Source organism: Roseateles amylovorans (genome assembly GCF_025398155.2).
In the GTDB taxonomy this organism is placed as follows: domain Bacteria; phylum Pseudomonadota; class Gammaproteobacteria; order Burkholderiales; family Burkholderiaceae_C; genus Roseateles; species Roseateles amylovorans.
The window spans coordinates 69,346-95,301 of the sequence record NZ_CP104562.2 but is presented as its reverse complement, the minus strand read 5'-3'; the positions used below and the strand labels follow the sequence as shown (position 1 = coordinate 95,301).

The 25,956-nt window shown below is 66.7% G+C and carries 25 protein-coding genes; 9 read left to right on the top strand and 16 right to left on the bottom strand.

Annotation, left to right across the window (positions count from 1 at the left end):
• The first annotated feature begins 31 nt into the window (after positions 1-31).
• Entirely contained in the window at positions 32-667 is a 636-nt protein-coding gene (locus tag N4261_RS00395; RefSeq protein WP_261758231.1) for a redoxin domain-containing protein, read from the top strand.
• A 111-nt stretch (positions 668-778) separates the two neighbouring features.
• On the opposite strand, the gene N4261_RS00390 is transcribed toward N4261_RS00395, so the two are convergent.
• The 9 genes from N4261_RS00390 to N4261_RS00350 all read right to left on the bottom strand — a co-directional run bounded on the left by N4261_RS00390 (position 779) and on the right by N4261_RS00350 (position 12,648).
• Positions 779-1,738: a TIGR02285 family protein gene (locus N4261_RS00390; RefSeq protein WP_261758230.1), complete on the bottom strand. Its 960-nt coding sequence runs from the start codon at positions 1,736-1,738 to the stop codon at positions 779-781.
• A gap of 269 nt (positions 1,739-2,007) precedes the next feature.
• Positions 2,008-3,018 carry a sulfate ABC transporter substrate-binding protein gene (locus N4261_RS00385; RefSeq protein ID WP_261758229.1) on the bottom strand — a complete coding sequence of 337 codons (1,011 nt, stop codon included), beginning with the start codon at positions 3,016-3,018 and terminating at the stop codon, positions 2,008-2,010.
• 189 nt (positions 3,019-3,207) lie between these two features.
• Positions 3,208-5,988 (bottom strand): TonB-dependent receptor plug domain-containing protein, encoded by a 2,781-nt coding sequence (locus tag N4261_RS00380; protein WP_261758228.1) that lies wholly within the window; start codon positions 5,986-5,988, stop codon positions 3,208-3,210.
• Between the two features lie 367 nt (positions 5,989-6,355).
• Complete coding sequence (locus N4261_RS00375; protein WP_261758227.1) at positions 6,356-7,303, bottom strand: CysB family HTH-type transcriptional regulator; 948 nt, start codon at positions 7,301-7,303, stop codon at positions 6,356-6,358.
• A 166-nt stretch (positions 7,304-7,469) separates the two neighbouring features.
• Positions 7,470-8,393, bottom strand: a complete 924-nt coding sequence (locus N4261_RS00370; RefSeq protein ID WP_261758226.1) for a CysB family HTH-type transcriptional regulator — start codon at positions 8,391-8,393, stop codon at positions 7,470-7,472.
• Between the two features lie 196 nt (positions 8,394-8,589).
• Positions 8,590-9,654, bottom strand: coding sequence for a sulfate/molybdate ABC transporter ATP-binding protein (locus N4261_RS00365; RefSeq protein ID WP_261758225.1), 1,065 nt, complete (start codon positions 9,652-9,654; stop codon positions 8,590-8,592).
• A gap of 47 nt (positions 9,655-9,701) precedes the next feature.
• Positions 9,702-10,586, bottom strand: coding sequence for a sulfate ABC transporter permease subunit CysW (gene cysW, locus N4261_RS00360; RefSeq protein WP_261758224.1), 885 nt, complete (start codon positions 10,584-10,586; stop codon positions 9,702-9,704).
• Between the two features lie 159 nt (positions 10,587-10,745).
• Positions 10,746-11,624, bottom strand: coding sequence for a sulfate ABC transporter permease subunit CysT (gene cysT, locus N4261_RS00355; RefSeq protein WP_261758222.1), 879 nt, complete (start codon positions 11,622-11,624; stop codon positions 10,746-10,748).
• 25 nt (positions 11,625-11,649) lie between these two features.
• On the bottom strand, positions 11,650-12,648 hold the full coding sequence (locus N4261_RS00350; protein ID WP_261760856.1) for a sulfate ABC transporter substrate-binding protein: 999 nt from the start codon (positions 12,646-12,648) through the stop codon (positions 11,650-11,652).
• A gap of 680 nt (positions 12,649-13,328) precedes the next feature.
• Between N4261_RS00350 and N4261_RS00345 the strand changes: the two genes are divergently transcribed.
• Entirely contained in the window at positions 13,329-13,829 is a 501-nt protein-coding gene (locus tag N4261_RS00345; protein WP_261758221.1) for a GAF domain-containing protein, read from the top strand.
• Positions 13,829-14,296 carry a helix-turn-helix domain-containing protein gene (locus N4261_RS00340; RefSeq protein WP_261758220.1) on the top strand — a complete coding sequence of 156 codons (468 nt, stop codon included), beginning with the start codon at positions 13,829-13,831 and terminating at the stop codon, positions 14,294-14,296. The genes N4261_RS00345 and N4261_RS00340 overlap by 1 nt, the downstream gene beginning before the upstream one ends.
• A 27-nt stretch (positions 14,297-14,323) precedes the next feature.
• On the opposite strand, the gene N4261_RS00335 is transcribed toward N4261_RS00340, so the two are convergent.
• A complete protein-coding gene (locus N4261_RS00335) occupies positions 14,324-15,136 on the bottom strand; it encodes a glycosyl transferase (RefSeq protein ID WP_261758218.1) in 813 nt (270 codons plus the stop codon).
• Between the two features lie 296 nt (positions 15,137-15,432).
• Between N4261_RS00335 and N4261_RS00330 the strand changes: the two genes are divergently transcribed.
• Genes N4261_RS00330 through N4261_RS00315 form a run of 4 tightly spaced genes read left to right on the top strand, consistent with a single transcriptional unit; the run spans position 15,433 to position 19,425 of the window.
• Entirely contained in the window at positions 15,433-16,404 is a 972-nt protein-coding gene (locus N4261_RS00330) for a TauD/TfdA dioxygenase family protein (RefSeq protein ID WP_261758217.1), read from the top strand.
• Between the two features lie 44 nt (positions 16,405-16,448).
• Positions 16,449-17,411: an ABC transporter substrate-binding protein gene (locus N4261_RS00325; protein ID WP_261760855.1), complete on the top strand. Its 963-nt coding sequence runs from the start codon at positions 16,449-16,451 to the stop codon at positions 17,409-17,411.
• A gap of 2 nt (positions 17,412-17,413) precedes the next feature.
• Entirely contained in the window at positions 17,414-18,460 is a 1,047-nt protein-coding gene (locus tag N4261_RS00320) for an ABC transporter ATP-binding protein (protein WP_354005389.1), read from the top strand.
• Complete coding sequence (locus N4261_RS00315; RefSeq protein ID WP_261758215.1) at positions 18,457-19,425, top strand: ABC transporter permease; 969 nt, start codon at positions 18,457-18,459, stop codon at positions 19,423-19,425. The genes N4261_RS00320 and N4261_RS00315 overlap by 4 nt, the downstream gene beginning before the upstream one ends.
• A 19-nt stretch (positions 19,426-19,444) precedes the next feature.
• Here the strand turns inward: N4261_RS00315 and N4261_RS00310 are convergent, their stop codons facing one another.
• The 5 genes from N4261_RS00310 to N4261_RS00290 all read right to left on the bottom strand — a co-directional run bounded on the left by N4261_RS00310 (position 19,445) and on the right by N4261_RS00290 (position 22,576).
• Positions 19,445-19,822 carry a type II toxin-antitoxin system VapC family toxin gene (locus N4261_RS00310; protein WP_261758214.1) on the bottom strand — a complete coding sequence of 126 codons (378 nt, stop codon included), beginning with the start codon at positions 19,820-19,822 and terminating at the stop codon, positions 19,445-19,447.
• Positions 19,819-20,025, bottom strand: a complete 207-nt coding sequence (locus tag N4261_RS00305) for a type II toxin-antitoxin system VapB family antitoxin (RefSeq protein ID WP_261758213.1) — start codon at positions 20,023-20,025, stop codon at positions 19,819-19,821. The genes N4261_RS00310 and N4261_RS00305 overlap by 4 nt, the downstream gene beginning before the upstream one ends.
• A 164-nt stretch (positions 20,026-20,189) precedes the next feature.
• The gene (locus tag N4261_RS00300) at positions 20,190-20,870 is read right to left on the bottom strand and encodes an amino acid ABC transporter permease (protein WP_261758212.1); all 681 of its coding nucleotides are present in this window, start codon (positions 20,868-20,870) and stop codon (positions 20,190-20,192) included.
• Positions 20,871-20,880: 10 nt separating this feature from the next.
• Positions 20,881-21,582, bottom strand: a complete 702-nt coding sequence (locus N4261_RS00295; protein ID WP_261758211.1) for an amino acid ABC transporter permease — start codon at positions 21,580-21,582, stop codon at positions 20,881-20,883.
• 163 nt (positions 21,583-21,745) lie between these two features.
• Positions 21,746-22,576 (bottom strand): ABC transporter substrate-binding protein, encoded by an 831-nt coding sequence (locus N4261_RS00290; RefSeq protein WP_261758210.1) that lies wholly within the window; start codon positions 22,574-22,576, stop codon positions 21,746-21,748.
• Positions 22,577-22,936: 360 nt separating this feature from the next.
• On the opposite strand from N4261_RS00290, the gene N4261_RS00285 reads away from it, so the two are divergent.
• Together N4261_RS00285 and N4261_RS00280 are read left to right on the top strand one after the other, a co-directional pair.
• The gene (locus tag N4261_RS00285) at positions 22,937-24,361 is read left to right on the top strand and encodes a pyridoxal-phosphate dependent enzyme (RefSeq protein ID WP_494338141.1); all 1,425 of its coding nucleotides are present in this window, start codon (positions 22,937-22,939) and stop codon (positions 24,359-24,361) included.
• Positions 24,358-25,575, top strand: a complete 1,218-nt coding sequence (locus N4261_RS00280) for a trans-sulfuration enzyme family protein (protein WP_261758209.1) — start codon at positions 24,358-24,360, stop codon at positions 25,573-25,575. The genes N4261_RS00285 and N4261_RS00280 overlap by 4 nt, the downstream gene beginning before the upstream one ends.
• Positions 25,576-25,748: 173 nt before the next feature.
• Here the strand turns inward: N4261_RS00280 and N4261_RS00275 are convergent, their stop codons facing one another.
• Entirely contained in the window at positions 25,749-25,955 is a 207-nt protein-coding gene (locus N4261_RS00275; RefSeq protein WP_261758208.1) for a hypothetical protein, read from the bottom strand.
• Position 25,956 lies beyond the last annotated feature (1 nt).

Genomic DNA, 25,956 nt, shown 5'->3' with positions numbered 1-25,956 from the left:
AGGTCCTCTGATCATTTGAAGGAGAGTTCCCATGAACCCCACCTCGCTGTTCTCCGTTGTGTCCCGCCGCACCGTGCTGATGGGCGCGCTGCTGGCTGCTGCCGTGGGCCAGGCACATGCTCAGGCTCAGATCGATCAACCCGCGCCGGCCTTCAACGCCACGACGGCAGACGGCCGCACGCTCTCCCTGGAGAGCCTGCGCGGCAAGACGGTGGTGCTGGAATGGACCAATCACGACTGCCCCTACGTCAAGAAGCATTACGGCAGCGGCAACATTCCGGCGCAGCAGAAGGAGGCGGTCGCCAAGGGCGTGGTGTGGCTGCAGGTGATCTCGTCGGCGCCGGGCCAGCAGGGTTTCGTCGACGGCCCGACGGCGATCAAGCTCAATGAGCAGCGCGGCTCGGCGCCCAGCGGCACCCTGCTGGATCCCAGCGGCCAGATCGGCAAGCTCTATGGCGCGCAGACCTCGCCCCATCTCTACATCATCAATCCGCAAGGGGTGCTGGTCTACAAGGGCGGCATCGACAGCATCGCCACGGCCAAGCCTGAGGACATCGCCAAGGCCGAGCCCTATGTGAAGGTCGCGCTCGGTGAACTGGCCGCAGGCAAGAAGGTGTCGCAAGCCAACACCCGTCCCTACGGCTGCTCCATCAAGTACGCGAGCTGAGCCTGAGCAGGTGCGGCGCTGGATCCTGTCCGGCGCCCCGACCGTTCGACGCCTTGATGCCTTGATGCGATCTACCTCGGGTGGACCACAGTGTCCTGCCCGTGGCGGGGCTCATGGCTCGATTTTTGAAGGCTTGGCCCGTTCGCGGTAGAAGGCGTCGAACTGGGCGGCGTAGTGAGCCTGGGTCTCCGGCGTGACCCAGCGCATCAGTCCACGACGCAAGGAAGCCGCCGCCTCGGGTCGCCCCAGCGCCCGATCGAGCCCCCGGATGGCTTCCAGCCCCCAGGCGGTCCGGGGGCAGGCAATCCCGGCCATCACCAAGTCGCTGGCGCCGTGAATCGGCGCGCTCACCAGGCCCTTGGGGTCGCCTGCCATCACCAGGGCCATGTCGTAGTCGATCGAGTAGTCCGCACGATCGAGGCTGAGCATCTGCAGCACGCGTCCGCCGAAATCGCGCGGCGCATAGAAGGTCACCGCCGCATTCGCAGGCCGGTGCGCCAGCAGCTCGTCCAGGGCGGTGCCGTAGCTGCGGCCATCGATCAGCGCGCCGCGCAACTGCGGATTCGCGAGCAGCTGCGGCAACTGGACCTCGCCGGATGCCAGCCTCGGCAGGCGAGCGACTTGATCCCGACGCACGATCAACTGCGGCGGCGGCGTCAGCTGGGTGTTGATGAAATAGGCCACCTTCTCCCGGTCGGGCGTGCGGACCACATTGGCGCGGCAGACCTGCTGACCGTTCTCGATCATCTGCCAGCTGCGCTTGGTGTTGGCGATCAGGATGTCGTGCTTGACCTGGGGCCAGTGCTTGCTGATGAGCCGGATCATGGCGCCGGTGACGCCGGTCGGGTCGGAGACCCCCGGCATGCCGGTGTTGTCCGAGGTGAGCCAAGTGATGCGCTCCACTGCCGGTCCGGCCGCCAGTGCCGCCGTGGGTGACACCACCGTCGCGGCCAGGATGACCGCCAAGGCCTGCACGGCGGCGCGCATGGACACCGCAATCGCCGCGCCCGGGGGGCGTCCGGCCAGAGACGGTGGAGGCGCCAGGAATTGGTGCGGGCGGGCAAGACTCATCACGTCCGCAGCATAACGGTGTCGGATGGCCGACCGCACTGCGCGGCGCGCGCCCTCTGGGGGGTGTCGCAATCCATCCACGCACGGTCGTTCGATTCCGCAGGACAGATGGATGCCCGTCAAACCCAAAAAAAAGAACCCCGCCGGCGTGGGCGCCAGGGCGGGGCTGCTCGCACAGAGCAAACGGTCGTGGTGTCCTTAACCTTGCGGGTGCGCGGATCGACCGACCGAGGAGACAAACGGGTCAGGTGGGGAGAGCGGATCGCTGATCAGCGGGCGGCGCTGATCTGATCGAATACGCCGCCATCGTCGAAATGGGTCTTTTGGGCATTGCGCCAGCCGCCGAAGAGCTCGTCGATGGTGAACAGCTTCACCGGCGCGAACTGCTTGGCAAACTGCGCCGCCACCTTGGTATCGCGCGGCCGGTAGTAGTTCTTCGCTGCAATGGTCTGGCCTTCGGGCGAATAGAGATATTCCAGGTAGGCCTGGGCCACCTTGCGGGTGCCCTTCTTGTCGACGTTCTTGTCGACCACCGACACCGGCGGCTCGGCCAGGATGGACAGGCTGGGGGTGACGATCTCGAACTTGTTCGGACCGAGTTCCTTGACCGCCAGGTAGGCCTCGTTCTCCCAGGCGATCAGCACATCGCCGATGCCGCGTTCCACGAAGGTGGTGGTTGAACCGCGGGCGCCGGAGTCCAGTACCTTGGTGTTGGCATAGATGCGCTTGACGAAGGCCTTGGCCGACTCGGCATTGCCGCCCGGCTGCTTCAGGGCATAGCCCCAGGCCGCCAGGTAGTTCCAACGGGCGCCGCCGGACGTCTTGGGGTTGGGCGTGATCACGTCCACGCCGCTGCGGGCCAGATCCGGCCAGTCGTTGATGTGCTTGGGATTGCCCTTGCGGACCAGGAACACGATGGTCGAGGTGTAGGGCGAGGCATTGCTGGGCAGGCGCTTTTGCCAGTCTGCGGGCACCAGCTTGCCGTGGTCGTACAGCGCGTCGATGTCGTAGGCCAATGCCAGGGTGACGATGTCGGCATCCAGGCCGTCGATCACCGAGCGGGCCTGCTTGCCCGAACCGCCGTGGGAGTTCTTGATGGTGACGGTCTCCCCCGTCTTGGCCTTCCACGATTTGGCGAAGGCGGCATTGAAGTCCTGGTACAGCTCGCGCGTCGGGTCGTAGGAGACGTTCAGCAGCGTGGTCTGGGCCTGGGCCCACGTGGCCCCGCCCAGGAGGGTGGCGGCAGCAAGCAGCGAGAGGGTGCGGCGGAGAGCGTTCACTGGGTCTTCTCTGGGCAGTGTTGGGGGTGCCCCCAATGTAGGCAATCCCTACCGGAAAGTGAACCAACAAGATCTGCTTTGCTTTGCATGAAAAAGGGACCGCTCCCTGAGGAGTCTGTCCCTTCCCTTGGATGTCGGGCGTCGGCGCTGCCGCTGCCGCCGCCGGCTGGCGGCGCCCTGGCAGCCCGATCAGCCGCCGAATCGATGCGTCACTTCGATCCAGGCCTGCCGGCCGTACGGCAGGTAGTAGCCCACCGGATAGAACGGCCAGGTCGCGCTCGGGTCGCGCCGCACCTTGTCGAACAGGTTGTTGACCGTCAGGCCGACGCTTGTGCGGCGGTCCACCTGCCACGCGGTGCTGGCATTGACGTTCCAGTACGGTCCCAGCCAGCCTTCGCGGTCTTCCCGGGCGATCTTGCCGTTGCGCTGCGCGGCCAGCGCGTGCGTCCAGGCGCCGACCTGCCAGGTCAGACCGGCATTGAACTTGTTCGGCCAGTCGCCGAAGTCCGGCGTGCCCACCATGTTGTTGTTGCTGTCGCCGGCGAACTGCTGATAGCGATAGCTCCGCACCTCGGTGTATTTGGCGTTCAGCACGAAGCGGCCCCAATCCTGCGTCGCCCAGCTGTAACGCGCGCCGATGTCGAAGCCCCAGGTGGATTCCTTGGAGGCATTGATCGGATTGACCAGGATTTCCGCCACCTCGCCCGGACGCACCAGCGCATCGGCCGGATTGCGGCGCACGCGGCCGATTGCATCCTGGCAGCTCGGCGAGTTGATGTCCTTGATGCCGGTCCGGCAGTCGGCCTCGTCACGCAGCACGCGGTCCGCACTCAGATCGGTGACCAGGTCGCGGATGGCAATCTTCCACAGGTCCAGCGAGGCATCGAAGGACTGCGACGGTTGCCACACCGCGCCCAGGCCCCAGGAACGACCGCGCTCCGCCTTCAGATCCTTCGAGCCGTTGCGCGAGAAGTTGAAGCCTGGTGAGAGGTCGGTGAACTCGCAGGTGTCGATCGGCTGGCCGGCCTGCGCGCAGCGGTAATAGTCGGTCGAGGACGAGTAATAGCCCCGCGTCTGCTGCGAGAAGATGTAGTTCATGTCCGGCGCCCGGAAGCTGGTGGCATGCTGCGCACGCAGCAGCAGCGACGACAGCGGACGGAACTCCAGCCCCGCGTTGTAGGTGGTGCTGGCATCGTTGCGGCCGGCAAAGTGATAGCGGTCATGCCGCGCCGCCAGGGTTGCGGTGAGCTGGCGGGTGATCGGTGCATTCAGCTCGCCGCCGAGTGCCAGACGATCGCGGGTGCCGCGGATCGAGGCCGATTCGGTGGTGTTGTAGAACACGCCCTGGCCCAGTCGCGGATCGGTCAGGTTGGCAAAGCCCTGCTTGCCCGCCTCCGCGACCAATGCCGCACGCAGCGGACCGCCGGGCAGCGTCAGCCAGTTCCCGCTGGCACTGGCGCTGAGCTGTTGGTTCCAGCTGCTGTTGCGACCCTTGCTCGCGCCGATGATGCTGTCGTACTCGGCGGTGGTCAGCGGACGGAACAGACGCTGCGGATCAGCCGCATAGACGGCCACGCCGTCGGCGTCCACACCTTGCTTCGGCCCGAGCAGCAGGGTGTCCACACCCGCGAGCAGGCGCGGCGTGGTGGTGCGGTTGAGGTAGTAGGCGCTGGTGGCGGCGACCTCGTAGGTCCAGGTCGGCGACAGCTCGCCCCGTGCGCCGACGGCGACGTTGTGGGTGGCATCTTGCCAGCGACGGTTGAAGCGGTCGGCCCCGCCGATCTCCTCCGGCGACAGGCGACGCGTCCAGGTCTCCAGCAGGCCGGTGGTGCTGTTGCGGAAATAGCCCTTGCCGGCCGCTTCCGAGGTCCAGCTCGGACCCCGGGTGTTGTTCTCGGTACGGGCCCAGCCGAACTGGCCTTCCACGAACAACTCCAGCCCGCTGTGAACCGTGTAGGTCAGCGAGCCGGCGGCCTGGGCGCTGCGGTTGCCGGTCTGGGTGGTCCAGAAGCTCGGCGACGCGCGGCCGCTGCCGCAGTACACCCCGGTGCGGGAGCTGACGGCCTTCACCGATCCGTCGAACAGCGGCTGGACCGCCTCGCAGGCGGCGCCCGGATCGAGGTAGCGCCCGGTGGCGGCATTGCGTCGGCCGAACACCACCGAGGGTGCCGCGCCGTTGACCGAGCTGTCGGACATGAAGTCGCGCTGACGGCTCCAGATCGGCTCGCGCCCGCTGAACTCCACGCCCAGCACGCCCTGCCACGCTCCGGACTCGAAGCCGCCGGTGATCTGCGCGCGGGCGTTCTCGCCGCCACCGCGCTCGGTGCCACCGGCGCGCAGATTGACGGTCACGCCCTCCACTTTGCGCTTGAGCACGATGTTGACCACGCCGGCGATTGCATCGGAGCCATAGACCGAGGAGGCGCCCCCGCTGAGCACCTCGATCCGATCGATCAAGGCCGACGGGATGTTGGCAATGTTCACGAAGTTGGTCGAGCCGTTGTAGGGACTCGGGTAGTCCGCCACCCGGCGTCCGTTCACCAGCACCAGCGTGTGGTTGGGACCGAGGCCACGCAGGCTGATTGCATTGGCGGCCGGGGTGAAGGTGTTGCCGAAGTCCTCTCCCTGGGTGAAGCCGGTGTTCTCCGTCAGGCCGTTGAGCGCATCGGAGACATTCCGATAGCCCAGGCGATCGAGGTCTTCCGACCGGATGATGGTGACCGGACTGGGACCTTCATTCTGGATGCGGGAAATCCGCGAACCGGTCACGACCACCGCAGGCAGTGCGGTGTCGCTGGTCGACGGCGCAGCGGGCGCTGGAGTGGGTGAGGAGGTGGGCGCGGAGGCGGAGGGGGCCGGGGCGGCGAGTTCAGCGGCGCGGGCCGCGGACAGGGGCCAGCCGGTGGCCAGGGCCGCGGCCAATGCGGCGGCCCAACCGGTCGCTTGAGCGACCTCGACGTGCAGCTTCAAGAGCGTTTCCTTGGTGAGGTGACGAACCGGGACCGACCGTCGTGGTGGGGACGTCGGATCCGGAATCACCGGTCGCCGGATGAGCGCTCAGCGACGCGGTGAGGCCGCACTCTAGGAATCCGTGTCGTCGCGGTGAACCAATCGTTTCTGCTTTGCATTGCACCGGCGACGCAATGCGTCGGAAGGCCGATGCCATCGGCGTTCCGGGCGATCGATCCACGCGTTGTGGTGTGGATACCGCAGTCAGGAGAGGGTCGGCCGCGGGGTCGAGATGTGCCTGATGGGCGCCGCCGCGCGCCCTCCTTGCACCCGCCGTGCTCGGTCGGCGTGGCAATTGAAGGCGAAGGCGATGAGTCCCGGCGCGCCGTCAGTCCGAAAGACCTGACCCCAGCCGCGCCTGCTCGACGATGGCGCGATGAAGCGGTGGCGCGAAGGTCTCGACGAAGTCATAGACATAGTCGCGCAGGTACGCGTCACGGCGCATCGCCAGGCGGGTCAGGTTGTCGGCGAACAGATGACGGGCATCGATCGCACGCAGCAGTCGGTCGCGCTCTTCGTCATAGGCGATCGCCGCGACGATGCCCACGCCCAGGCCCAGCTCGACATAGGTCTTGATCACGTCCGCATCCATGGCCACCAGCACCACGTTCAGGTCGATGCCGGCGCGCGAGAACGCCTCATCGATGTGGGAGCGGCCGGTGTAGCCGGTCTCGTAGGTGATGATGGGGAACTCCGCCAGCCGCTCCAGCGTCAGTGGCCGGCCCTCGGCGGCTTCGGCCGCAAGCGGGTGATCCGGCGGCACCAGCACGGTGTGGGTCCAGCGGTAGCAGGGCAGCGTCAGCAACTCGGGATGCAGCGCCAGCGCTTCGGTGGCGATGCCGATGTCCGCTTCGCCGTCGATCAGCAGCCGGGCCACCTGCTGCGGCGTGCCCTGCTGGAACTGCAGGCTGACATCGGGATGGGTGTTGCGGAAATCGCGCACCGCGGGCGGCAAGGCGTAGCGCGCCTGGCTGTGGGTGGCGGCAATGCGCAGGTGGCCGCGGTCGGCGCGGGCGAAGTCCTCGCCGGCGCGGCGCAGGTTCTCCGCTTCGCGCAGCAGCCGCTCGACGATGGGCATCACATTGCGACCCGGCTCGGTCAGCCCGGTGAGCCGCTTGCCGGCGCGGATGAAGATGTCGATGCCGAGTTCGTCTTCCAGTTCGCGGATCTGACGGCTGACGCCGGGCTGCGAGGTGTGCAGCGCCTGCGCCACCTCGGTGAGATTGAAGCCGCGGCGCTGAGCTTCGCGGACGGAACGCAATTGCTGGAAGTTCATCGGTCGCTATCGTGGTGGACGGTCATGGGGCTGATGCGAATTCATTATTCGAATCCGGCCCGGACCTGTCCTCCAACAAATATCGATAAGCATTTCTGCGTTTCTCGCATGTGCTGATGCGCCATGCGGCTGAAGGCAGATGGCGCCGACGCGCCTGCCCGGCGATTCAGCCGTCGAGTTCCATCGCGTCGCGAACGACGTCCTCGGTCAGCGTGTCGACGCATTCCTGCAGGAAGCGATAGGCGAAGCCCCGCAGATAGTGGCCGCGCTTGAGCGCGATGCGGGTGGTGTTGGCCGGGAAGAGGTGGCTCGCATCCAACAGGGAGAGTCCGGGATCACGTGCCGGCTCGAAGGCCATCGCCGCGATGATCCCCACGCCCAGACCCACCTGCACGTAGGTCTTGATGACGTCGGCATCGAGTGCGGACATCACGATGTCGGGCGCCAGGCCCGCCGCGGCGAAGCTCGCATCGATGCGCGCGCGGCCGGTGTAGCCCTCGTGATAGGTGATCAGCGGCTGTTCGGCCAGGGTTTCCAGCGTGAGCGGACGGCCTTCCAGTGCATGGCCTTTCGGCACCACCACCGAGTGGTGCCAGGCATAGAAGGGGAAGGTGACGAACGCATCGTCCTTGCCCAGCGCTTCGGTGGCGATGCCGATGTCCGCCTCGCCCGATTGCAGCAGTGAGACGATCTCCGCCGGGCTGCCCTGATGCAGCACCAGATGGACCCGCGGATAGGCCGCCTTGAAGCGCGCCACGATCTGCGGCAGCGCATAACGCGCCTGGGTGTGCGTTGTGGCGATGGTGAGCTGGCCGCGGTCGGCGCCGGAGAACTGCTCGGCCAGGCGTTTGATGTTGCGCACGTCCTGAAGCATGCGGTCGACGACGACCGCCAGCTCCTTGCCTGGCTCGGTGAGTCCCAGCAGACGTTTGCCACGGCGCTGGAAGAGCTCGACGCCGAGCTCGTCTTCCAGGTCCTTGATGTGCTTGCTGACACCGGACTGCGAGGTGAACAGCGCCGCTGCCACGTCGGTCAGGTTGAAGTTCTGTTGCACCGCCTCGCGGACGATGCGCAATTGCTGAAGATTCATTGGCCCCCCTACCGGCTGCGCCGGCCCCCCGAGGGGGCGAGCCGGGGACTGGCGGAGCCAGATCGCCCGTGCTCCGCTGGACGGGTCGCCTGGCCAGGCCAGGGCTCCTCGGTGCACGGGAAGAGCGCGCGCGGTCGACGCTGTATCTGGCGCTGTATCAGGTGATTGAGCTGTGAGGCCGCAGACACGGTTCGGCTCATGCCGCCTGGGTGGCGAAGAGGCTCAGGCGCGAGGCCTGGAGTCGCACTTGCTGGCCACTGGCCAGCTGCAGCGCTTCGGCCTGTTCGCGGCTCACTTCGGCTTCCAGGTGCTCGCCCTGAGGGCCGCGGAGTTCGATGCGGGCCGCCGCGCCGAAGCTCAGCACCCGCTCGACGGTCGCCGGCAAACCGGGCGCGTCCTGACTGAGCACGATGCGCAGCTCATGCGGACGCGCATAGGCCTGCACCAGTCCCTGCGGTTGCGCGGCACCGGCCAGGTCTTGCGCCAGCGTCTGTTCGCCGACGCGCACCACGCCGCCTTCGGAGCGTCCCTCGAAGCGGTTGACCGCGCCCAGGAAGCCATAGACGAAGGGCGTTGCCGGGCGTTCGTAGACCTCGGTGGGCGAACCCACCTGCTCGACGCGACCGTGGTCCATCAGCACCACCCGGTCGGCCACTTCCAGCGCTTCTTCCTGGTCGTGGGTCACAAAGACGCTGGTGATGTGCAGCTCGTCATGCAGCCGTCGCAGCCAGCGGCGCAATTCCTTGCGGACCTTGGCATCCAGCGCACCGAACGGTTCGTCCAGCAGCAGCACCCGCGGCTCCACCGCCAGCGCACGGGCCAGCGCAATGCGCTGACGCTGGCCGCCGGAGAGCTGCGGCGGATAGCGGTCGGCCAGCCAGTCCAGTTGCACCAGCTGCAGCAGCTCATGCACCTTGCGCTTGATCTCGGCTTCGGGCGGGCGGTGCTTGCGCGGCTTGACCCGCAGGCCGAAGGCCACGTTGTCGAACACCGTCATGTGGCGGAACAGCGCGTAATGCTGGAAGACGAAGCCGACCTCCCGCTCACGCACATGGGTGTCGGAGGCATCGGTGCCGTCCAGCAGCACCTGGCCGCGATCCGCCGTTTCCAGGCCGGCGATGATGCGCAGCAGGGTGGTCTTGCCGCAGCCCGAGGGGCCCAGCAGCGCGGTCAGTTCGCCGGTGGGAAAGTCCAGGCTGACATCCCCCAGCGCGGTGAAGGCGCCGAAGGACTTGTGGATGTTGCGGACTTGGATGCTCATGCTTGTTCCTTCATCACCGGGCGGACGAGGGGTCCACCGCGACGTCTTCAGTTCGTGGGTGCCGCGCGCTGGGCCTGCCATTCGACCAACTGCTTCAATCCCAGCGTGACCAGGGCCAGCAGGGCCAGCAGCGACGCGACCGCAAAGGCCGCCGCGAACTGGTACTCGTTGTAGAGGATCTCGACCTGCAGCGGCAGCGTGTTGGTCTGTCCGCGGATGTGGCCCGACACCACCGACACCGCGCCGAACTCGCCGAAGGCGCGGGCATTGCACAGGATCACCCCGTACAGCAGGCCCCACTTGATGTTGGGCAACGTCACATGCCAGAAGGTGCGCCAGCCGCTGGCGCCCAGCACGGTGGCAGCCTCTTCCTCATCACGGCCCTGGGCCTGCATCAGCGGGATCAGCTCGCGGGCCACGAATGGGAAGGTCACGAACACGGTGGCCAGCACAATGCCGGGCACGGCGAAGATGATCTTGACATCGTGCTCCTGCAGCCAGGGACCGAACCAGCCCTGCGCCCCGAAGATCAGCACATAGATCAGACCGGCCACCACGGGCGACACCGAGAACGGCAGGTCGATCAGGGTGATCAGCAACTGCTTGCCGCGGAAGTCATGCTTGGTGATGGCCCAGGCCGCCGACACGCCGAACACCACATTCAACGGCACCGAGATCACGGCGGCGGTCAAGGTCAGCTGGATGGCGGAGATGGCATCGGGTTCGACCAGCGCGGCCAGGTAGGTGTCCCAGCCTTTGCGCAACGCTTCACTGAAGACCGCCACCAGTGGCAGCACCAGGAACAGCGCGAAGAAGCCGAGTCCCAGCGTGAGCAGGGTCCAGCGCACCCAGCGACGCTCCGCGGTGGCCGGGTTGCCTTGGTAATGGCCGGCGCTTCGCGCGCGGCCCAGGGTTGCAGCAGATCCAGCCATGTCAGTCACTCGCTCCGGAAAGCGCAGGGGCGGCGTCGAAAGTCGACGTCGAAAGGAAATCCGTCGGACCTGGCGATGCGGTGAGCGGCCCCGATGGGTGGAGAGCGGCGTGAGCGGCCCTGACAGCGGTCGCGATGCGGGGGCTGGGTGCGGCGCAGTTCATTTCCGACCATCCATGCCGTTGCGGCGAGCGCTCCAGGCTTGCAGGCCGTTGACGCCGAGCAGCAGCAGGAACGAGAACACCAGCATCACCACGGCGATCGCGGTGGCGCCGACATAGTCGTACTGCTCCAGCTTGGTGATGATCATCAGCGGGGTGATCTCGCTGACCATCGGCATGTTGCCGGCGATGAAGATCACCGAACCGTACTCGCCCACGGCACGGGCAAAGGCCAGCGCGAAGCCGGTCAGCAGCGCCGGGGTCAGCATCGGCAGCACCACCAGGCGGAAGGCCTGCCAGCGGTGCGCGCCGAGCGAGGCCGCCGCCTCTTCGAGTTCGGTGTCCAGGTCCTCCAGCACCGGCTGCACCGTGCGCACCACAAACGGCAGGCCGATGAAGATCAGCGCCACCAGCACGCCCAGTGGCTTGAAGGCCACCTTGATGCCCAGCGGCTCCAGCCAACTGCCCATCCATCCGTTGGGCGCGTACAGCGCCGTCAGCGCGATGCCGGCGACGGCGGTGGGCAGGGCGAAGGGCAGGTCGATCAGCGCATCCACCAGCTTCTTGCCGAAGAAGTCATAGCGCACCAGGGACCAGGCCAGGATGAAACCGAACACGACGTTGATCGCCGCGGCCAGCAGCGCCGCGCCGAAGCTCAGGCGGTACGAGGCCAGCACCCGGGGCGAGGTGGCGGCCGCCCAGAAAGCGTCGAACCCGTGGCTCGCGGATTTCAGGAACACCGCGCACAGTGGGATCAGCACCAGCAGCGACAGATAGAACAGGGTGAAGCCCAGCGTCGGGGCGAAGCCAGGCAGCACTCGGCGGCGTTTGCGGGCGGGCGTCGGCGTGGCCGAGGCCGGGAGCACGGCGGTGTTCATGCGTGATTCGATCCGATGCGGGGGATCAGCGCTTCAGGCCGGCCATGATCTGGTCGTATTGGCCACCATCGGCGAAGTGGGTCTTGCTGACCTTGCTCCAGCCGCCGAGCGTCTGGTCAACGCTGAACAGCTTAATCGGCGCGAAGCGCTGCACATGTCGCTTGAACACGGCCGGATCACGCGGCCTGAAGTTGTTCTTGGCGATGATTTCCTGGGCCTCGGGCGTCCACAGGAAGTCCAGATAGCCCTTGGCCAGGGCGGCGCTGCCCTTCTTGGCAACCACCTTGTCCACCACGGCGACCGGCGCATCCGCCTCGATCGAGATGCTGGGATAGACCACCTCGAACTGGCCCTTGCCGAACTCGTTCTCGATCAGCTCGGCCTCGGATTCGAAGGTCAGCAGCACATCGCCGATGCCGCGCTGGGTGAAGGTGGTGGTGGCACCGCGGCCGCCGCCGTCCAGCACCGGCACATTGCCAAGGATCTTGGTCAGCAGGTCCTTGGCCTGAGCGTCGGAGCCGCCCTTGGCAATCACGCTGCCCCAGGCGGCCAGGTAGCCGTAACGGCCGTTGCCGGTCACCTTGGGATTGGGAATGATCACCTGCACACCGGCGCGCGCCAGGTCATTCCAGTCCTTGATCTGCTTGGGATTGCCCTTGCGCACCAGGAACAGCATGGTCGAGCTGTAGGGCGCGGCGCCATTGGGGAACTTGCTGCGCCAGTCGGCGCCGGTGAGGCCCTTCTCGGCCAGGGCGTCGACGTCGGTGGCCTGGTTCATCGTCACCACGTCCGCCTCCAGGCCGCCGATGACGGAACCGATCTGCTTGGACGATCCGCCGTGAGACTGGTTGACCGTCACCGTCTGGCCGGTCTTGGCCTTCCAGTGGGTCACGAAGGCCGGATTCACCTGCTTGTACAGCTCGCGGGCGACGTCATAGGAGACATTCAGCAGCGTGGTCGGTTCTTGCGCCTGCGCAGTCTGCAGGGATTGCGAGGCCAGCAGCGGCACGGCGGCCGCCCACATCAGCGCATGCCGACGGGTGAGTCCCTCGAGGCGTGGGAAGCGGGTCTTGCGTGGGTGATCGGTCATGGCGAACAGGCGAGAACAGGCGACAGTCTTGTCGGGCTGTGTAGCTTGCCAACAAGTCCTTATTCGCGGAACGATTGTTTAAGTATTTGCTTATCCCGAATAAGGAATATGCAGGCGTGGAAAGACGCCAGGACCGTGACTGTTTCCGCCTGAAGCGCCTCCCCCAAGACCCCGAGGGCGGCACCAGTCACGACCTGGGCTTTCACCATGCCTTCCCGGCGGCAGAGTCGGCTGCCGTCGGCGGGGGCGACATGGGCGCGCCCCGTGAACGGAAGTCTGATCGGCGCCCTGCGCGAGCGCCAATGCGATATCGGCGCATGGATGTAGCGGAACTAAATAAACGGCGGCGCTGCGGCGGTGCGGCTCGGTGGACCCGCCGACCCGCCGACCCGCATGCCTGTGGGCCTGTGGGCCTGTGGGCCCGCGGGTCTGTCAAACCGGTGCGGGAATGTGTTTTGCCAATTTGTCCCGCCGCCGATGTGTGCAGCTCGGCGTGCCGGTTCTGTGGTCAATTCCTTCTGAGCTAGGCTGAGCGCCATGCCCGCCATTACCCTGAGGCAATGGCTGTTGCTAAGCGGTCCCGCGGCCGCCGGACTTCTGGAGAAAGCCTGTCCATGCTCCGTCCTCCCCTCCCCGCCAACGAAGCCGAGCGCCTGCAGACCTTGCGGGAGATGCTCATCCTGGATACACCGCCGGAGGCGCGCTTCGATCGCATCGTCCAATTCGCCGCCGAGGAGTTCGGCGTGCCGATTGCGCTGTTGAGTCTGATCGATGAGAACCGCCAGTGGTTCAAGGCGCGTTTCGGCCTGGCGGTGTGTGAGACCAGCCGGGATGTCTCGTTCTGCGGGCATGCGATCCATGCGCCGCAGGTGATGGTGGTGCCTGACGCCACCGAGGATCCGCGCTTTGCCGACAATCCGATGGTCGTCGGCCCGCCGCACATCCGCTTTTATGCCGGCGCGCCGCTGGAGCCCCGTCCCGGGGTGCGCATCGGCACCTTGTGCCTGATCGATCGGCGCCGTCGCACGCTGGACGACACCGACCTGGCCATCCTGATGAGCCTGCGGGACTTGGCACTGGCCGAGTTCCTGGGCCAGTCGACGGAGGCGGGCTGATGCCGCATCGACAGTTCCTGGTCGTCGATGGGCATTCGCTGTTTCGGCGCACCGTCGCCATGGTGGCGCGGGAGCTGCAGCTCGCCGACGTGCACGAATGCAGCAGCCATGAGGCCGCCCAGCGTCTGCTGGAACACCGACCCATGGATGGCTTGCTGCTCGACATCGGCGAAGGACTGGAGGCGCTCGCGCTGGTGCAGAGCGTGCGCGCCGGCGCCCTGCGCTGCAGCGCCCGCATGCCGATCGCCTTGACTGCCGAGGCCTGCGACCTGGCGACCGCGCAGCTCTACAAGGAGCTGGAGATCCGCCGCATCATGCTCAAGCCCTTCAAGGTGAAGACGGCGCTGGAGGTGATCCGGGACCTGGCCCAGGCCGCCCCGCCGTCAGCGCCGGGGAGCGCGACCGGGCCCTCGCCTTCGGCGTCCCCTGTGGCGGCGAAAGGAACAGGGCCGAATCCGCCGCCATGAATTCGCCCCCCACGAGGGCGGTCAGGCTCACTCCACCCAGTGCTGGGTCAGCCACGGGGTGGGCCGCACATAACGGGTCATGTGCTTCCACCGGTTGCGCATGCCGGAGGAGAAGGTGGCGCGGAAGTGCGCCCACGGGGTTTCGAACGCCGGCTCCTTCTGCGTCCACCGCCCCACCAGCACATCGCTGGGGTTCGGACCGCCGGGGAAGGTCACGATGCGCGAACCCTTGGGCAGCTTCGCCGGCCTGAAGTAGCGCAGCGGGAACGGCGGCAGACAGTGCAGGCGGAAATGCCGCGTCCACAGGTGCGGCCAGAACTTGATGCCGCCCGGCACCGACGCGGTCACGAAATGCTGCTCGAAGCCGTGCTTGTCCGCCACACCCTGCGGATCGGCGCGGAAGTTGCGGATGATGTGCGGGTAACGGCCCACCGGGAAGCGGAAGACCGAGGTCTGTCCCAGCTTCTGCATCGGCTTGGCCCAGTTGCGCGCCAGCACCACATCGTCCGGCTCTCCGTAGGAGAAATAGCCGTCGATGTTGTCGACGATCACCGAATCCAGATCGATGAACAACACCGGGCCGGACAGGCCGGTGGTGGCGCCCAGGTCCTCGCTCCACAGCACCAGCTTGCGCCACTTGCCCATGGATTTGCGGGGCCATTCGCAGCCCAGCTCCGGCAGGTCATAGGCATCCACCTCGGGCCGCAGACCGACCTTGTCGTCGGTCAGGCACACCAGGCGGAAGTCGCCGGTGACATGCCGGCGGACCATGCCGTACAGGCGATTCACGTATTCGGGGCCGTATGCCGTCCCCCATTTCACGCAGATGATTTGTTTCATCGTGCGACTACTCCCTTTGACAGCAAGAGGCTGTCGTACTACTGCTCACTGTAGGGATCCTCGCTTTCTTGTGTGGGTCTAGGGGTAAAGATAGGTTGCTGTGTCTCTGTATTCGCACTATGCACCGGGGCTCTCCGCCAGATTTGCCTTGAAACAGGGACAGGACCGGCCTGGAGACGTCCTCGTTCCGTGCGATCCGCGGATGCGTCGCGCCGCATTCGTTATGCGCGAACCGAGCGACGACATGCGGCCTTATTCGTTCTCGCTGGGGTCGGTGGTCCCTAGAGTGCGACCGCATGACTGCCCTCGCCCCCCGCCTGCCCTTGTCCAGCGCCGATTCCAACGCCGATTCCAACGCCGATGTGCGGCGCGCTGCTCCGGTCGCTCCAGCCCAGTTCGCCGGCTTTGAGATCCGCCCGCTGGATGCGCCACTGGGCGCCGAGGTGCTGGGCCTGGATCTGAACCGCCCGCTGTCCGACGTGGATTTCGCCCGTCTCCATCGGGCTCACCTGGACCACCATCTGCTGGTGTTCAGGGACCAGCGCATCACGCCCGAACAGCATGTCGCCTTCAGCCGCCGATGGGGGCCGCTGGAAATCCATGTGCTGCGCAACTTCCAGCTGCCAGGTCATCCGGAGATCCTGCAGGTGTCCAACCTGCGCGATGCCGACGGCCAGCCGCTCGGCCTGGGCGACGCGGGCCTGTTCTGGCATTCCGACCTCTCCTACAAGGAAGCGCCCAGTCTGGGCTCTCTGCTGCACGCCCAGGAGCTGCCGTCCGAAGGCGGCGACACGCTGTTTGCCAACCAGCACTTGTCCTATGACCAGTTGCCGCTGGCCTTGCGCCGGGCGGTGGAAGGCCGTTCGGCCGAGCACAGTTACCTGGCTCGTTATGAGGAGCTTCGTGCCCGCAACCCTTGGCGGCCGAAGCTCACGCCCGAGCAGATCGCCGAGGTCAAGCCGGCTGTCCATCCGGTGGTGCAGGTGCATGCGGAGAACGGCCGGCCTGCGCTGTTCGTCAGCGAGCACTTCACCACCCGGATCGTGGGCCTGCCCGAGTCCGAAAGCCGGGACCTGCTGACCCAGCTCTTCGACCACAGCACCCGGCCGCGGCTGGTCTATCGCCATCGCTGGCAGCCGCATGACCTGATCTTCTGGGACAACCGGTCGCTGATGCACCTGGCCACCGGCTGTCCGGACCACCTGCGCCGACATCTGCATCGCACCACGGTGAAGGGCTCGGTGCCAGTTTCCCAAGGACTGACATGACACCTCTTTTGCGCGCCGCATCAGCGGGCCTGCTGGCCGCCGTGATGGCCACCACGGCCTTGCCAGCCCGGGCCGAAGGCCAATTGCGCATCGCCGAGCAGTTCGGCATCGTCTATCTGCTGCTCAATGTGGCGCAGGACCAGAAGCTGATCGAGAAGCACGGCAAGGCCGAGGGCGTCGACATCAAGGTGCAGAGCGTGCAGCTCTCCGGCGGGCCGGCGATCAACGAGGCGCTGCTGTCGGGCAGCATCGACATCGCCGGCGCGGGTGTCGGTCCGCTGCTGACGCTCTGGGATCGCACCAAGGGCCGGCAGAACGTGCGGGGCATTGCCTCGCTGGGCAACTTCCCGTACTACCTGACGAGCAGCAATCCCGCCGTCAAGACGATCGCGGATTTCACTGACCAGGACCGGATCGCGCTGCCGGCGGTGGGCGTGTCGGTGCAGGCCCGCATCCTGCAACTGGCCTCTGCCAAGCGATGGGGTGATGCCCAGTTCAACCGGCTGGACAAGCTCCAGGTGGCGCTGCCGCATCCGGAGGCCACCGCCGCGCTGATCAAGGGCGGCACCGAGATCAATGCGCACTTCGGCAATCCGCCCTTCCAGGAGCAAGGCCTGGCGGGCAATCCCCATGTGCATGTGGTGCTGAACAGTTACGAGGTGCTGGGCGGGCCGGCGTCGGCCACGGTGCTCTATACGACCGAGAAATTCCGCAACGAGAATCCGAAGACCTACAAGGCCTTCATCGCGGCGCTGGTCGAAGCGGCCGACTTCATCACCCGGAATCCGGAGCGCGCCGCCGACATCTATTTGCGCAATGAGGGCTCGAAGGCCTCGCGCGAGCTGCTGCTCAAGGTCATCAAGAATCCGGAGGTCCAGTTCAAGGTGGCGCCCCAGAACACCTTGGCACTGGCCGAATTCATGCACCGGGTCGGCGCGATCAAGAACAAGCCGACCTCGGTGAAGGATTACTTCTTCGACGATCCGCACAACGCGAGCGGGAGCTGAGCATGAGCGCTCGCCTGGATCGCGTCGACCTGCCCGGCCCATCGGATGACCGTGAGGTGGACACAGGGGCAGCGTGCCCTGCAACCTCACCCCTGCCTGTGCGCGCAGTGTCTGCCGTTTCTCCTACCCCGGCGGGGCGGACCGATGACGATCCGACGGTCCCGCCGCGCCCCGGTGCCGAGGAGGCCCTGCTTCGGGTCCAGGGACTGAGCCTGGACTACCGCAGTGAGCGCGGCGTGGTGCGGGCGACCCATCGGGTGGACTTCGATGTCTTTCCCTCCGAGCGCTTTGTGCTGTTGGGTGCCTCGGGCTGTGGCAAGTCCTCGCTGCTCAAGGCGGTTGGCGGATTTGTGGCGCCGAGTGAGGGACGGATCTTGATCGATGGCCGTCCGGTGCAAGGTCCCGGACCCGATCGCATCGCGGTGTTCCAGGAGTTCGACCAGTTGCCGCCCTGGAAGACGGTGCTGGAGAACGTGGCCTTCCCCCTGATCGCGTCCCGCACCGCCAGCAAGGCGCAGGCGCGTGAGCGCGCACGCGATTGGCTTTCCCGCGTCGGGCTGTCGGACTTTGCCTCCGCCTATCCGCACCAGCTCTCGGGCGGCATGAAGCAGCGGGTGGCGATTGCGCGGGCGCTGGCGATGCAGCCGCGCATTCTGCTGATGGACGAGCCATTCGCCGCGCTGGACGCCCTGACCCGCCGGCGCATGCAGGACGAACTGCTGGCGTTGTGGGAGCAGGAGCGCTTCACGCTGCTGTTCGTGACCCATGCCATCGACGAGGCGCTGACCGTCGGGCACCGCATCCTGCTGCTGTCTCCGCATCCTGGGCGGGTGCGGGCGGAACTGAATGCGCAAGGCCTGACGCCGTCGCAGCGCCTGGCGCAATCCGAACGCATCGAGCGATTGCTGTTCGAGGCTGAACCGCCGTCCGGCAGGTCGACCGAGGGCGATGTCGGTGCCGGTGCCGATGGCGGTGTGGCCGCGTGTCTCGACTGCGGTCTCTCGACGTCCGCCCCGGCTCACGCCACCCCGCGCGGAGCCCACGCATGAGCATCACCCGACTGCCGACCGCATCGCCGGGCTGGGCGGCCACCGCTGACCGTCCGTCTGACGTGGTCACCCGGCCTGCGCCAGGGTGGCCCTCGGAGCGCGCACCCGCCCCACCGCCGCCACGACCTGAGCGTGAATATTCGCCAGCGCCTTATCGTGCCGAACGGCTGCCAGCGGCGTCACGCTGGCGCCGGCTGGTGGACGCCAGCGCCTGGCGACAGGCCGCGCTGTTGGTGATCCTGGCCGCGCTGTGGGAGGCCGCCGCCCGAGCCGCGGACAACGACCTGTTGCTGCCTACCTTCACGGCGGCAGCGAAGGCGCTGGCCTCCGGCCTGGCCGGCGGTGAGCTGCTGGTGCGTGCGGGCCTGTCATTGAAGCTGCTGCTTCAGGGCTACCTGTTGGGCGTGGTGCTGGCGCTGGGGCTGACGGGCCTGGCCACCTCCTCGCGATGGGGCCGGGACCTGCTGGCCAGCCTGACCGCGATGTTCAACCCCTTGCCGGCGATCGCGCTGTTGCCGCTGGCGCTGCTGTGGTTCGGCCTGGGCGCGAAGAGCCTGATCTTCGTGCTGATCCATGCGGTGCTGTGGCCCTTGGCGCTGGCGGCCTCGGCGGGATTCGCGTCAGTCCCCGAGACGCTGCGCATGGCGGGCCGCAACTATGGGCTGAATGGGCCGCGGTTTGTGTGGCAGATCCTGCTGCCGGCGGCATTGCCTTCCATCCTCTCCGGTCTGCGGGTGGGCTGGGCCTTTGCGTGGCGCACCCTGATCGCGGCGGAGCTGTTCTTCGGCGCGTCCTCCGGACAGGGCGGGCTGGGCTGGTACATCTTCCAGAACCGCAATGAGCTGATGACCGATCATGTCTTCGCCGGTCTTGCGATGGTCATCCTGATCGGATGGTTGGCCGAGCGGCTGGTGTTCAGCACGGTGGAGCGGCTCACTGTCCGGCGCTGGGGGATGCAGCGCTGAGGGGTGCCAGGGCCGTGGCTCAATGCACGCTTGGCATGGCGATCTGGAACTGCTCTGCAAGCAGGGTCAACCGCTTGTCCAGCGACCACAGCACCGCGCCTGGCGTCTTGAGGGTGGAGGCCAGGACCACCATGTCCACCAGTCCGCAGCCCTTGCCGTAGAGCTTCTCCTGCTCGACCAGTCTGAGGACCTCCTCCATCGCCACCGCACGGCTGAGCCCGAGACGACGGAGCATACTCAGCGACGCCGTCCTGGGGGACCGTGGCGTGCCGCAGGCCAGCTCCCCAATAATCATCGGGTGCGCAAGCACGACGTCGGCGTCCAGCAGATGCAGCAAGCGGTCATTGCCGGCGCGGAAAAAGTCGATCCATACCGAGGTGTCCACCACGATGTTCATGATTCGTCTGGCGCCTCTCTTCGGCGAGGAATGTCTGGCATGTCCGGCGCGGTGCCGCCCAGTGCGGCCAGACGCCGGCCGGCCTCGACCCGGATGAAGGTTCTCAGTGCCGTGGTTACGAGTTCGTCGACCGGCATGGGCCGGCCGACCACTTCGAGGGCCTCCCGGTACAGCGCTTCGTCAATCATGATGGTCATCTCCATGGCGCGGGCTCCTCAGATCCAGACGATTCTGTCTGAGTGGCTACCGAGCGCGCCGAGTTGTCAGGCCCATAGATTGACCTCGATGGCTGCGGTCGTCATTGACCTGTATCCGCAGTGATTCAGGTGTTCACCACTGACATCTGCGAACCGATGACGGCGAACCGTCACACGCGCGAACGGCGCTCCATGCCCTGGGCCCACTGCGACAGCCCGAAGCACATCACGAAGTAGCACAAGGCCAGCGTGCCATACACCGCGACCGGTTGCACCAGCACCTGCGCATTGACCTGACCGGCAATGAACGAGAGCTCCGACAGGCCGATGATGGTGCCCAAGGACGTGGCCTTGATCGTGGAGGCAAACTGGTTGACCAGCGAGGGCAGCATGTGGCGCAGGGCCTGCGGCAGCAGCACCAGCCGCAAGGCCTGACCCCGGCTCATCCCCAGCGCACGCGCCGCCTGCCATTGCCCATCGGGCAGGGATTGCAATCCGGCCCGCACGATCTCCGCCAGGTAGGCGGCGTCGAAGATCACCAAGGCCGCCAGCATGGTGTTGAACTGGTCGGTCTTGTGACCGGTGACCGCAGGCAGGAAGAAATAGGCCCAGAACACCACCATCAGCAACGGCGTGCCCCGCACCCCGTATACCAGCGCGGTCACCGGCCGACGCACCAGCGCCCTGGGGCTGACCCGCGCCACGCCGAGCAGCACGCCCAGCGGCAGCGCCAGCAGCAGGCCGGAGCCGGCCAGCAGCACCGTCAGCGCCAAGCCGCCCAGAGGTCCGTTGGGATACTGGCCGATCAGCACGTAGAGCCAGTAGGTGTCGATCATTTCAAGCACGCTCATGACGGTCACCTCATCGCGCTGCTGGTCGGGCCGGATAGCGCCGCTGGTACAGCACCCCGGCGGCGGTGATCAGCAGCGACACGCCCAGGTAGGTCGCCGTGGCCAATGCAAAGGTCTCGAAACCGCGAAAGCTCGCCGTCTCGACCCGCTGCGCCTGATACATCAGCTCGGCCGCACCGACCACGGTGGCAATGCTGGTGTTCTTCCAGAGGTTGAGGGTCTGTGAGATCAAGGGCGGTACGGTGGCCCGTAGCGCCTGCGGCAGCACGATCCACCGCATCGCATCGCGGTGGCGAAGCCCGAGCGCCCGGGCGGCCAGCCATTGACCCTGCGGCACCGAACGCAGGCCGGAGCGCACGTCTTCGGCCATGTAGGCCGCGGTGTAGGTCACCAGCGCGGCCAGGGCTGCGACGGCTTCGATGTGGCCCGCATAGAGCCAGGCCTTCAGCCCATCCGGCAGCAGTTCCGGCACGGCGAAATACCAGAACAGCATGTGTGCCAGCAACGGCACATTGCGCACGGCCTCCACATAGCCCCAAGCCACGGCACGCAGCGGCGCGAAGGGGGCGAGTCGCGCCAGCGCGATCAGGGTGCCCAGCGGCAAGGCCAGGCACAGCGCGAACAGGGTCAGTAGCAGCGACAGCCGCACCCCCGCGAGCAGCCAATCCAGAAACTGTCCGTGCAGCAGCGGCGAGAAATCGAGAAGGGGCATGGGGTTGGCCATGGGGTGGCGTTGGGGACGGTGATGGCGATGGCGATGGCGATAGCGATAGCGATAGGGTCGGCAGATCGCTGCCCACAAAGGAACGCCCCGGCCGAAGCCGGGGCGTGCTTGCATCGGATGTCAAAGTGATCGGTTCATCGCTGGGTCGTGTTCAGCCCTCCACCTGGTCGCTGTCGATCTTGAAGCTGCGCGTCTGGAACTTCAGGCGCGTCTGCGGTCCGTACCATTTCTGGAACAGCTGTTCCGCCGCGCCGCTCTTCTCCAGCTCACGCAGCGTGCCGTCAACCTGCGCCTTGAGCTTGGTTTCGCCTTTTCGCAGGCCCAGTGCCAAGGGTTCGACGCTCAGGTTGGTCGGCAGGATTTCATACTGTGCGGCAGCGGGGCCCAGCTTGGCGAACTGGTCCAGCAGCGACACCTCGTCGTTCACGAAGGCCACGCCCTTGCCTTGCTGCAACGCCTGGAAGGCCAGCGGGCCGGTGTCGAAGGTGACGACGTCGACGGTCGACACCGCTTTGCGGATGTTGGGTTCCTGGGTGCCGCCCTTCACGGTCACCACCTTCTTGCCGCCAAGCTGGCTCAGCGACTTGATCCCGCTCTCCTTCTTGACCAGCACCTTCTGTCCGGTGACGAAGGTGGTGAGCGAAAAATCGATCACCGCCTCACGTTCCTTGTTGTGGGTCAGGCTGGCGGCCAGCAGGTCCACATGCCCCTGCTGCAGTTCGGGAATGCGGGCGGCGACGGCCAATTGCTTGAGCCGCAGCTTGACTCCCAGCTTGTCCGCGATCGCCTTGGCCAAGTCGACCTCATAACCGACGATCTCCCGGGTTTTCGGATCGATGAAGCTGTTGGGCTCGTCGGTGCCAAGCACGCCCACCACCAGCTCCCCCTTCTTGCGGATGTCGTCCAGTTGGTCGGCATGGGCAATGCCCATCAGCGAAGCGGACGTGGCGATGATGAGCAGGGCGCGACGGGTCAGGGTCATGGCGGCAGGTCCTTGTAGGAGAGAAACGAGTCAGGATGGGCGCCAGCTTAGGCAGCGCGGCGGCGGACACGAACGAAGCGATGGGCATATGCATGCGCGGGATCCGCACATCCCCGCCGCGGCGTCGGACATCGGGCATGCGGCCTGCTCGCCCCTTCGCCGAAGCCGACACTGGTCACCGTGCACCCGGTTGTGGTGCTGCGCTGTGGCCCGGCTTATGAGATCCGCAGATAAGCTGTTGCGTGAACCGCGCTTGCCCTCGCCGCCCGCCACGGATAGCCTGCGCGGTTTGCCCGCGCCCGACCTACCCGGACGAGCGCGGCGCCGATCCCCATCCCATCAGGATAAAAAGGAGCGCCCATGCGTGCCACGGAGACCTCTTCCACCGCCACGGCGGCTGTCCACTCGACACCGCCTCGACCCGATCGCCCCGCCGTGCTGGACCTGATCGGCAACACGCCGCTGGTGCCCGTCCACCGGCTCGACACCGGCCCCTGCCAACTCTTCCTGAAGCTGGAATCGCAGAACCCCGGCGGATCGATCAAGGATCGCATCGGGCTGTCCATGATCGAGGCCGCCGAGCGTGACGGCCTGCTGCAACCCGGCGGCACCGTGGTCGAGGCCACCGCCGGCAACACCGGCCTGGGTCTGGCGCTCGTGGCGCGAGCCAAGGGCTACCGGGTGGCGTTGGTGGTGCCGGACAAGATGTCCGCGGAAAAGGTGCTGCAGCTCAAGGCGCTCGGCGCCGAGGTGCACATCACCCGGTCCGATGTGGGCAAGGGCCATCCCGACTACTACCAGGACCGCGCGGCGAAATTGGTGCTCGACATCCCCGGTGCCTGGTATGCCGACCAGTTCAACAATCCCAACAATCCGCTGGCCCACGAGACCACCACCGGTCCCGAGATCTGGCAGCAGGTCGGCCACCGGATCGATGCGATGGTGTGCGGCGTGGGCTCTGGCGGCACCCTGACCGGTCTGTCGCGGTTCTTCTCGAAGGTGAGGCCGGGCATGGACATGGTGCTGGCCGATCCGGCCGGATCCATCCTCAAGGACTATGTCGAGACCGGTACTTACGGCGAGGCCGGCTCCTGGGCGGTCGAAGGCATCGGCGAGGACTTCGTCCCGCCCATCGCCGACCTGAGCGGGGTGCGCCACGCCTACACCATCACCGATGAAGAAAGCTTCGCCACCGCGCGGGCGCTCTACAAGGCCGAGGGCATCCTCGCCGGCTCGTCCACCGGCACGCTGCTGGCGGCCGCGCTGAAGTACTGCCGGGCGCAGACCACGCCCAAGCGGGTCGTCACCTTTGTCTGCGACACCGGCACCCGTTATCTGTCCAAGGTCTACAACGATCCCTGGATGTTCGACCAGGGCCTGCTCAAGCGCGCGAGCCAGGGTGACCTGCGCGACCTGATCGCGCGGCGGACCGAGGACGGTGCGGTGGTCAGCGTGAGCCCGGAAGACACGCTCGCGACCGCCTTCTCCCGCATGCGCCAGGCCGAGGTCTCGCAACTGCCGGTGCTGCGCGAGGGCCGCCTGGTGGGCCTGCTGGACGAGTCGGATCTGCTGGCCCAGATGCACATGGATGCGCGTCACTTCAAGGACCGCGTCGACAGCGCCATGAGCCATGATGTGCAGACGTTGCCGCCGAATGCGCCGCTGTCCGACCTGATCGCGCAACTGCGCAAGGGCCTGGTGGCCGTGATTGCCGACGATCGCGGCTTCTACGGCCTCGTCACTCGATTCGACCTGTTGAACCACCTGCGAAAGGGCTTGTCATGAGCCAGTCTCCCAAGAACGATACCGCCGGCGCTGCGCACGGCCACGACGACGCCTCGCTGCGTTTCGATACCCGCGCCATCCATGGCGGCCAGCATCCCGATCCGCTGACTGGTGCGGTCATGCCGCCGATCTATGCGACCAGCACCTACCGGCAGCAGAGCCCCGGCGTGCACCAGGGCTATGAATACGGCCGCACCCACAACCCGACCCGCCAGGCCTACGAGCGGGCCATCGCCAGCCTGGAGAGCGGCGTGCAGGGCTATGCGTTCTCCTCCGGCCTGGCAGCGATGGCCACCGTGCTGGACACGCTGGATGCCGGATCGCACATCGTCGCCGGCGACGACCTGTATGGCGGCAGCTATCGCCTGTTCGAGCGGGTGCGCAAGCGCAGCGCCGGGCTGCAGGTCACCTATGTGGACAGCAGTGATCCGGAGAATGTGCGAGCTGCCCTGCGTCCCGAGACCAAGATGATCTGGATCGAGACGCCCAGCAATCCCTTGCTCAAGCTCACCGACCTGGCGGCCGTCGCCCGGATCGCGCGGGCGCATGGGGCGCTCGCCATTGCCGATAACACCTTCGCCAGCCCCTGGGCGCAACGTCCGCTGGAGCTGGGCTTTGATGCGGTGATGCACTCCGCCACCAAGTACCTCAACGGTCACAGTGATGTGATTTCGGGCGTGGTGGTGGTGGGCGGCGAGGCGCGCCAGGCGGCGCTGCGTGAGCAGCTTGAGTTCCTGCACAACGCCATTGGCTCGATCGCGGGACCCTTCGACAGCTTCCTCGCGCTGCGCGGACTGAAGACGCTGGCCTTGCGCATGGCCCGCCATAACGAGAGCGCGCTGACATTGGCGCGCTGGCTGGAGGGCCAACCCAAGGTCCGGCGGGTTCACTATCCCGGGCTGGAAAGCCATCCCCAGCAGGCCCTCGCCAAGCAGCAGATGCGCGGCGGTGGCGGCATGATCAGCGTCCAGCTGGACACCGACCTGGCTGGCGCGCGACGGTTCCTCGAACGGGTGCAGATCTTCTCGCTGGCGGAGAGCCTGGGCGGCGTGGAGAGCCTGATCTCGCTGCCCGCGCTGATGACGCATGCGTCCATCCCGCTCGAAACCCGTGAGCGGCTCGGCATCACCGATTCGTTGGTGCGCATCTCTGCCGGCATCGAGGATGTCGAGGACCTGCGCGCCGACCTGCAGGCGGGCCTGGACGCGGTCTGAGGTTGTTGTGAACCGATGACGGGCACGGCGCTCCGGGAGGACCGCCGTGCCCCGACGCTGCCCGCCTCCGCCCTCCGCCCTCCGCCCTCCGATGGCGGAGAGCCGTCCGCCTCGTTTTGCGACATGGACGGGCGCGGCTGAGGCATCCTCTGCAGCGTTCCGTGCCGCCGGTGTCAGCGCGCCTCGCGCCAGCCCAGCAGTCGGGCGGGCAGGAACAGCACCGCTTTCAGCAGCGCGAAGACAGCCTCCACGCTGAGCCCGATCAGCCGGAACGGCAGCGTGATCAGCCACACCAGCGGCCATAGCACCAGTGCGAGCAGCGCCAGCGGCCAGCACAGCACGAACAGCAGCAGCCAGAACATCAGGCCGACGAATCCCATG

Excerpts from the sequence above, each read along its gene's own strand:
- N4261_RS00395 (WP_261758231.1), top strand. The coding sequence starts at position 32 with ATGAACCCCACCTCGCTGTTCTCCGTTGTGTCCCGCCGCACCGTGCTG.
- N4261_RS00390 (WP_261758230.1), bottom strand. The coding sequence starts at position 1,738 with ATGAGTCTTGCCCGCCCGCACCAATTCCTGGCGCCTCCACCGTCTCTG.
- N4261_RS00375 (WP_261758227.1), bottom strand. The coding sequence starts at position 7,303 with ATGAACTTCCAGCAATTGCGTTCCGTCCGCGAAGCTCAGCGCCGCGGC.
- N4261_RS00370 (WP_261758226.1), bottom strand. The coding sequence starts at position 8,393 with ATGAATCTTCAGCAATTGCGCATCGTCCGCGAGGCGGTGCAACAGAAC.
- N4261_RS00365 (WP_261758225.1), bottom strand. The coding sequence starts at position 9,654 with ATGAGCATCCAAGTCCGCAACATCCACAAGTCCTTCGGCGCCTTCACC.
- cysW (WP_261758224.1), bottom strand. The coding sequence starts at position 10,586 with ATGGCTGGATCTGCTGCAACCCTGGGCCGCGCGCGAAGCGCCGGCCAT.
- cysT (WP_261758222.1), bottom strand. The coding sequence starts at position 11,624 with ATGAACACCGCCGTGCTCCCGGCCTCGGCCACGCCGACGCCCGCCCGC.
- N4261_RS00350 (WP_261760856.1), bottom strand. The coding sequence starts at position 12,648 with ATGTGGGCGGCCGCCGTGCCGCTGCTGGCCTCGCAATCCCTGCAGACT.
- N4261_RS00345 (WP_261758221.1), top strand. The coding sequence starts at position 13,329 with ATGCTCCGTCCTCCCCTCCCCGCCAACGAAGCCGAGCGCCTGCAGACC.
- N4261_RS00340 (WP_261758220.1), top strand. The coding sequence starts at position 13,829 with ATGCCGCATCGACAGTTCCTGGTCGTCGATGGGCATTCGCTGTTTCGG.
- N4261_RS00335 (WP_261758218.1), bottom strand. The coding sequence starts at position 15,136 with ATGAAACAAATCATCTGCGTGAAATGGGGGACGGCATACGGCCCCGAA.
- N4261_RS00330 (WP_261758217.1), top strand. The coding sequence starts at position 15,433 with ATGACTGCCCTCGCCCCCCGCCTGCCCTTGTCCAGCGCCGATTCCAAC.
- N4261_RS00325 (WP_261760855.1), top strand. The coding sequence starts at position 16,449 with ATGGCCACCACGGCCTTGCCAGCCCGGGCCGAAGGCCAATTGCGCATC.
- N4261_RS00320 (WP_354005389.1), top strand. The coding sequence starts at position 17,414 with ATGAGCGCTCGCCTGGATCGCGTCGACCTGCCCGGCCCATCGGATGAC.
- N4261_RS00315 (WP_261758215.1), top strand. The coding sequence starts at position 18,457 with ATGAGCATCACCCGACTGCCGACCGCATCGCCGGGCTGGGCGGCCACC.
- N4261_RS00310 (WP_261758214.1), bottom strand. The coding sequence starts at position 19,822 with ATGAACATCGTGGTGGACACCTCGGTATGGATCGACTTTTTCCGCGCC.
- N4261_RS00305 (WP_261758213.1), bottom strand. The coding sequence starts at position 20,025 with ATGGAGATGACCATCATGATTGACGAAGCGCTGTACCGGGAGGCCCTC.
- N4261_RS00300 (WP_261758212.1), bottom strand. The coding sequence starts at position 20,870 with ATGAGCGTGCTTGAAATGATCGACACCTACTGGCTCTACGTGCTGATC.
- N4261_RS00295 (WP_261758211.1), bottom strand. The coding sequence starts at position 21,582 with ATGCCCCTTCTCGATTTCTCGCCGCTGCTGCACGGACAGTTTCTGGAT.
- N4261_RS00290 (WP_261758210.1), bottom strand. The coding sequence starts at position 22,576 with ATGACCCTGACCCGTCGCGCCCTGCTCATCATCGCCACGTCCGCTTCG.
- N4261_RS00285 (WP_494338141.1), top strand. The coding sequence starts at position 22,937 with ATGCGTGCCACGGAGACCTCTTCCACCGCCACGGCGGCTGTCCACTCG.
- N4261_RS00280 (WP_261758209.1), top strand. The coding sequence starts at position 24,358 with ATGAGCCAGTCTCCCAAGAACGATACCGCCGGCGCTGCGCACGGCCAC.
- N4261_RS00275 (WP_261758208.1), bottom strand. The coding sequence starts at position 25,955 with ATGGGATTCGTCGGCCTGATGTTCTGGCTGCTGCTGTTCGTGCTGTGC.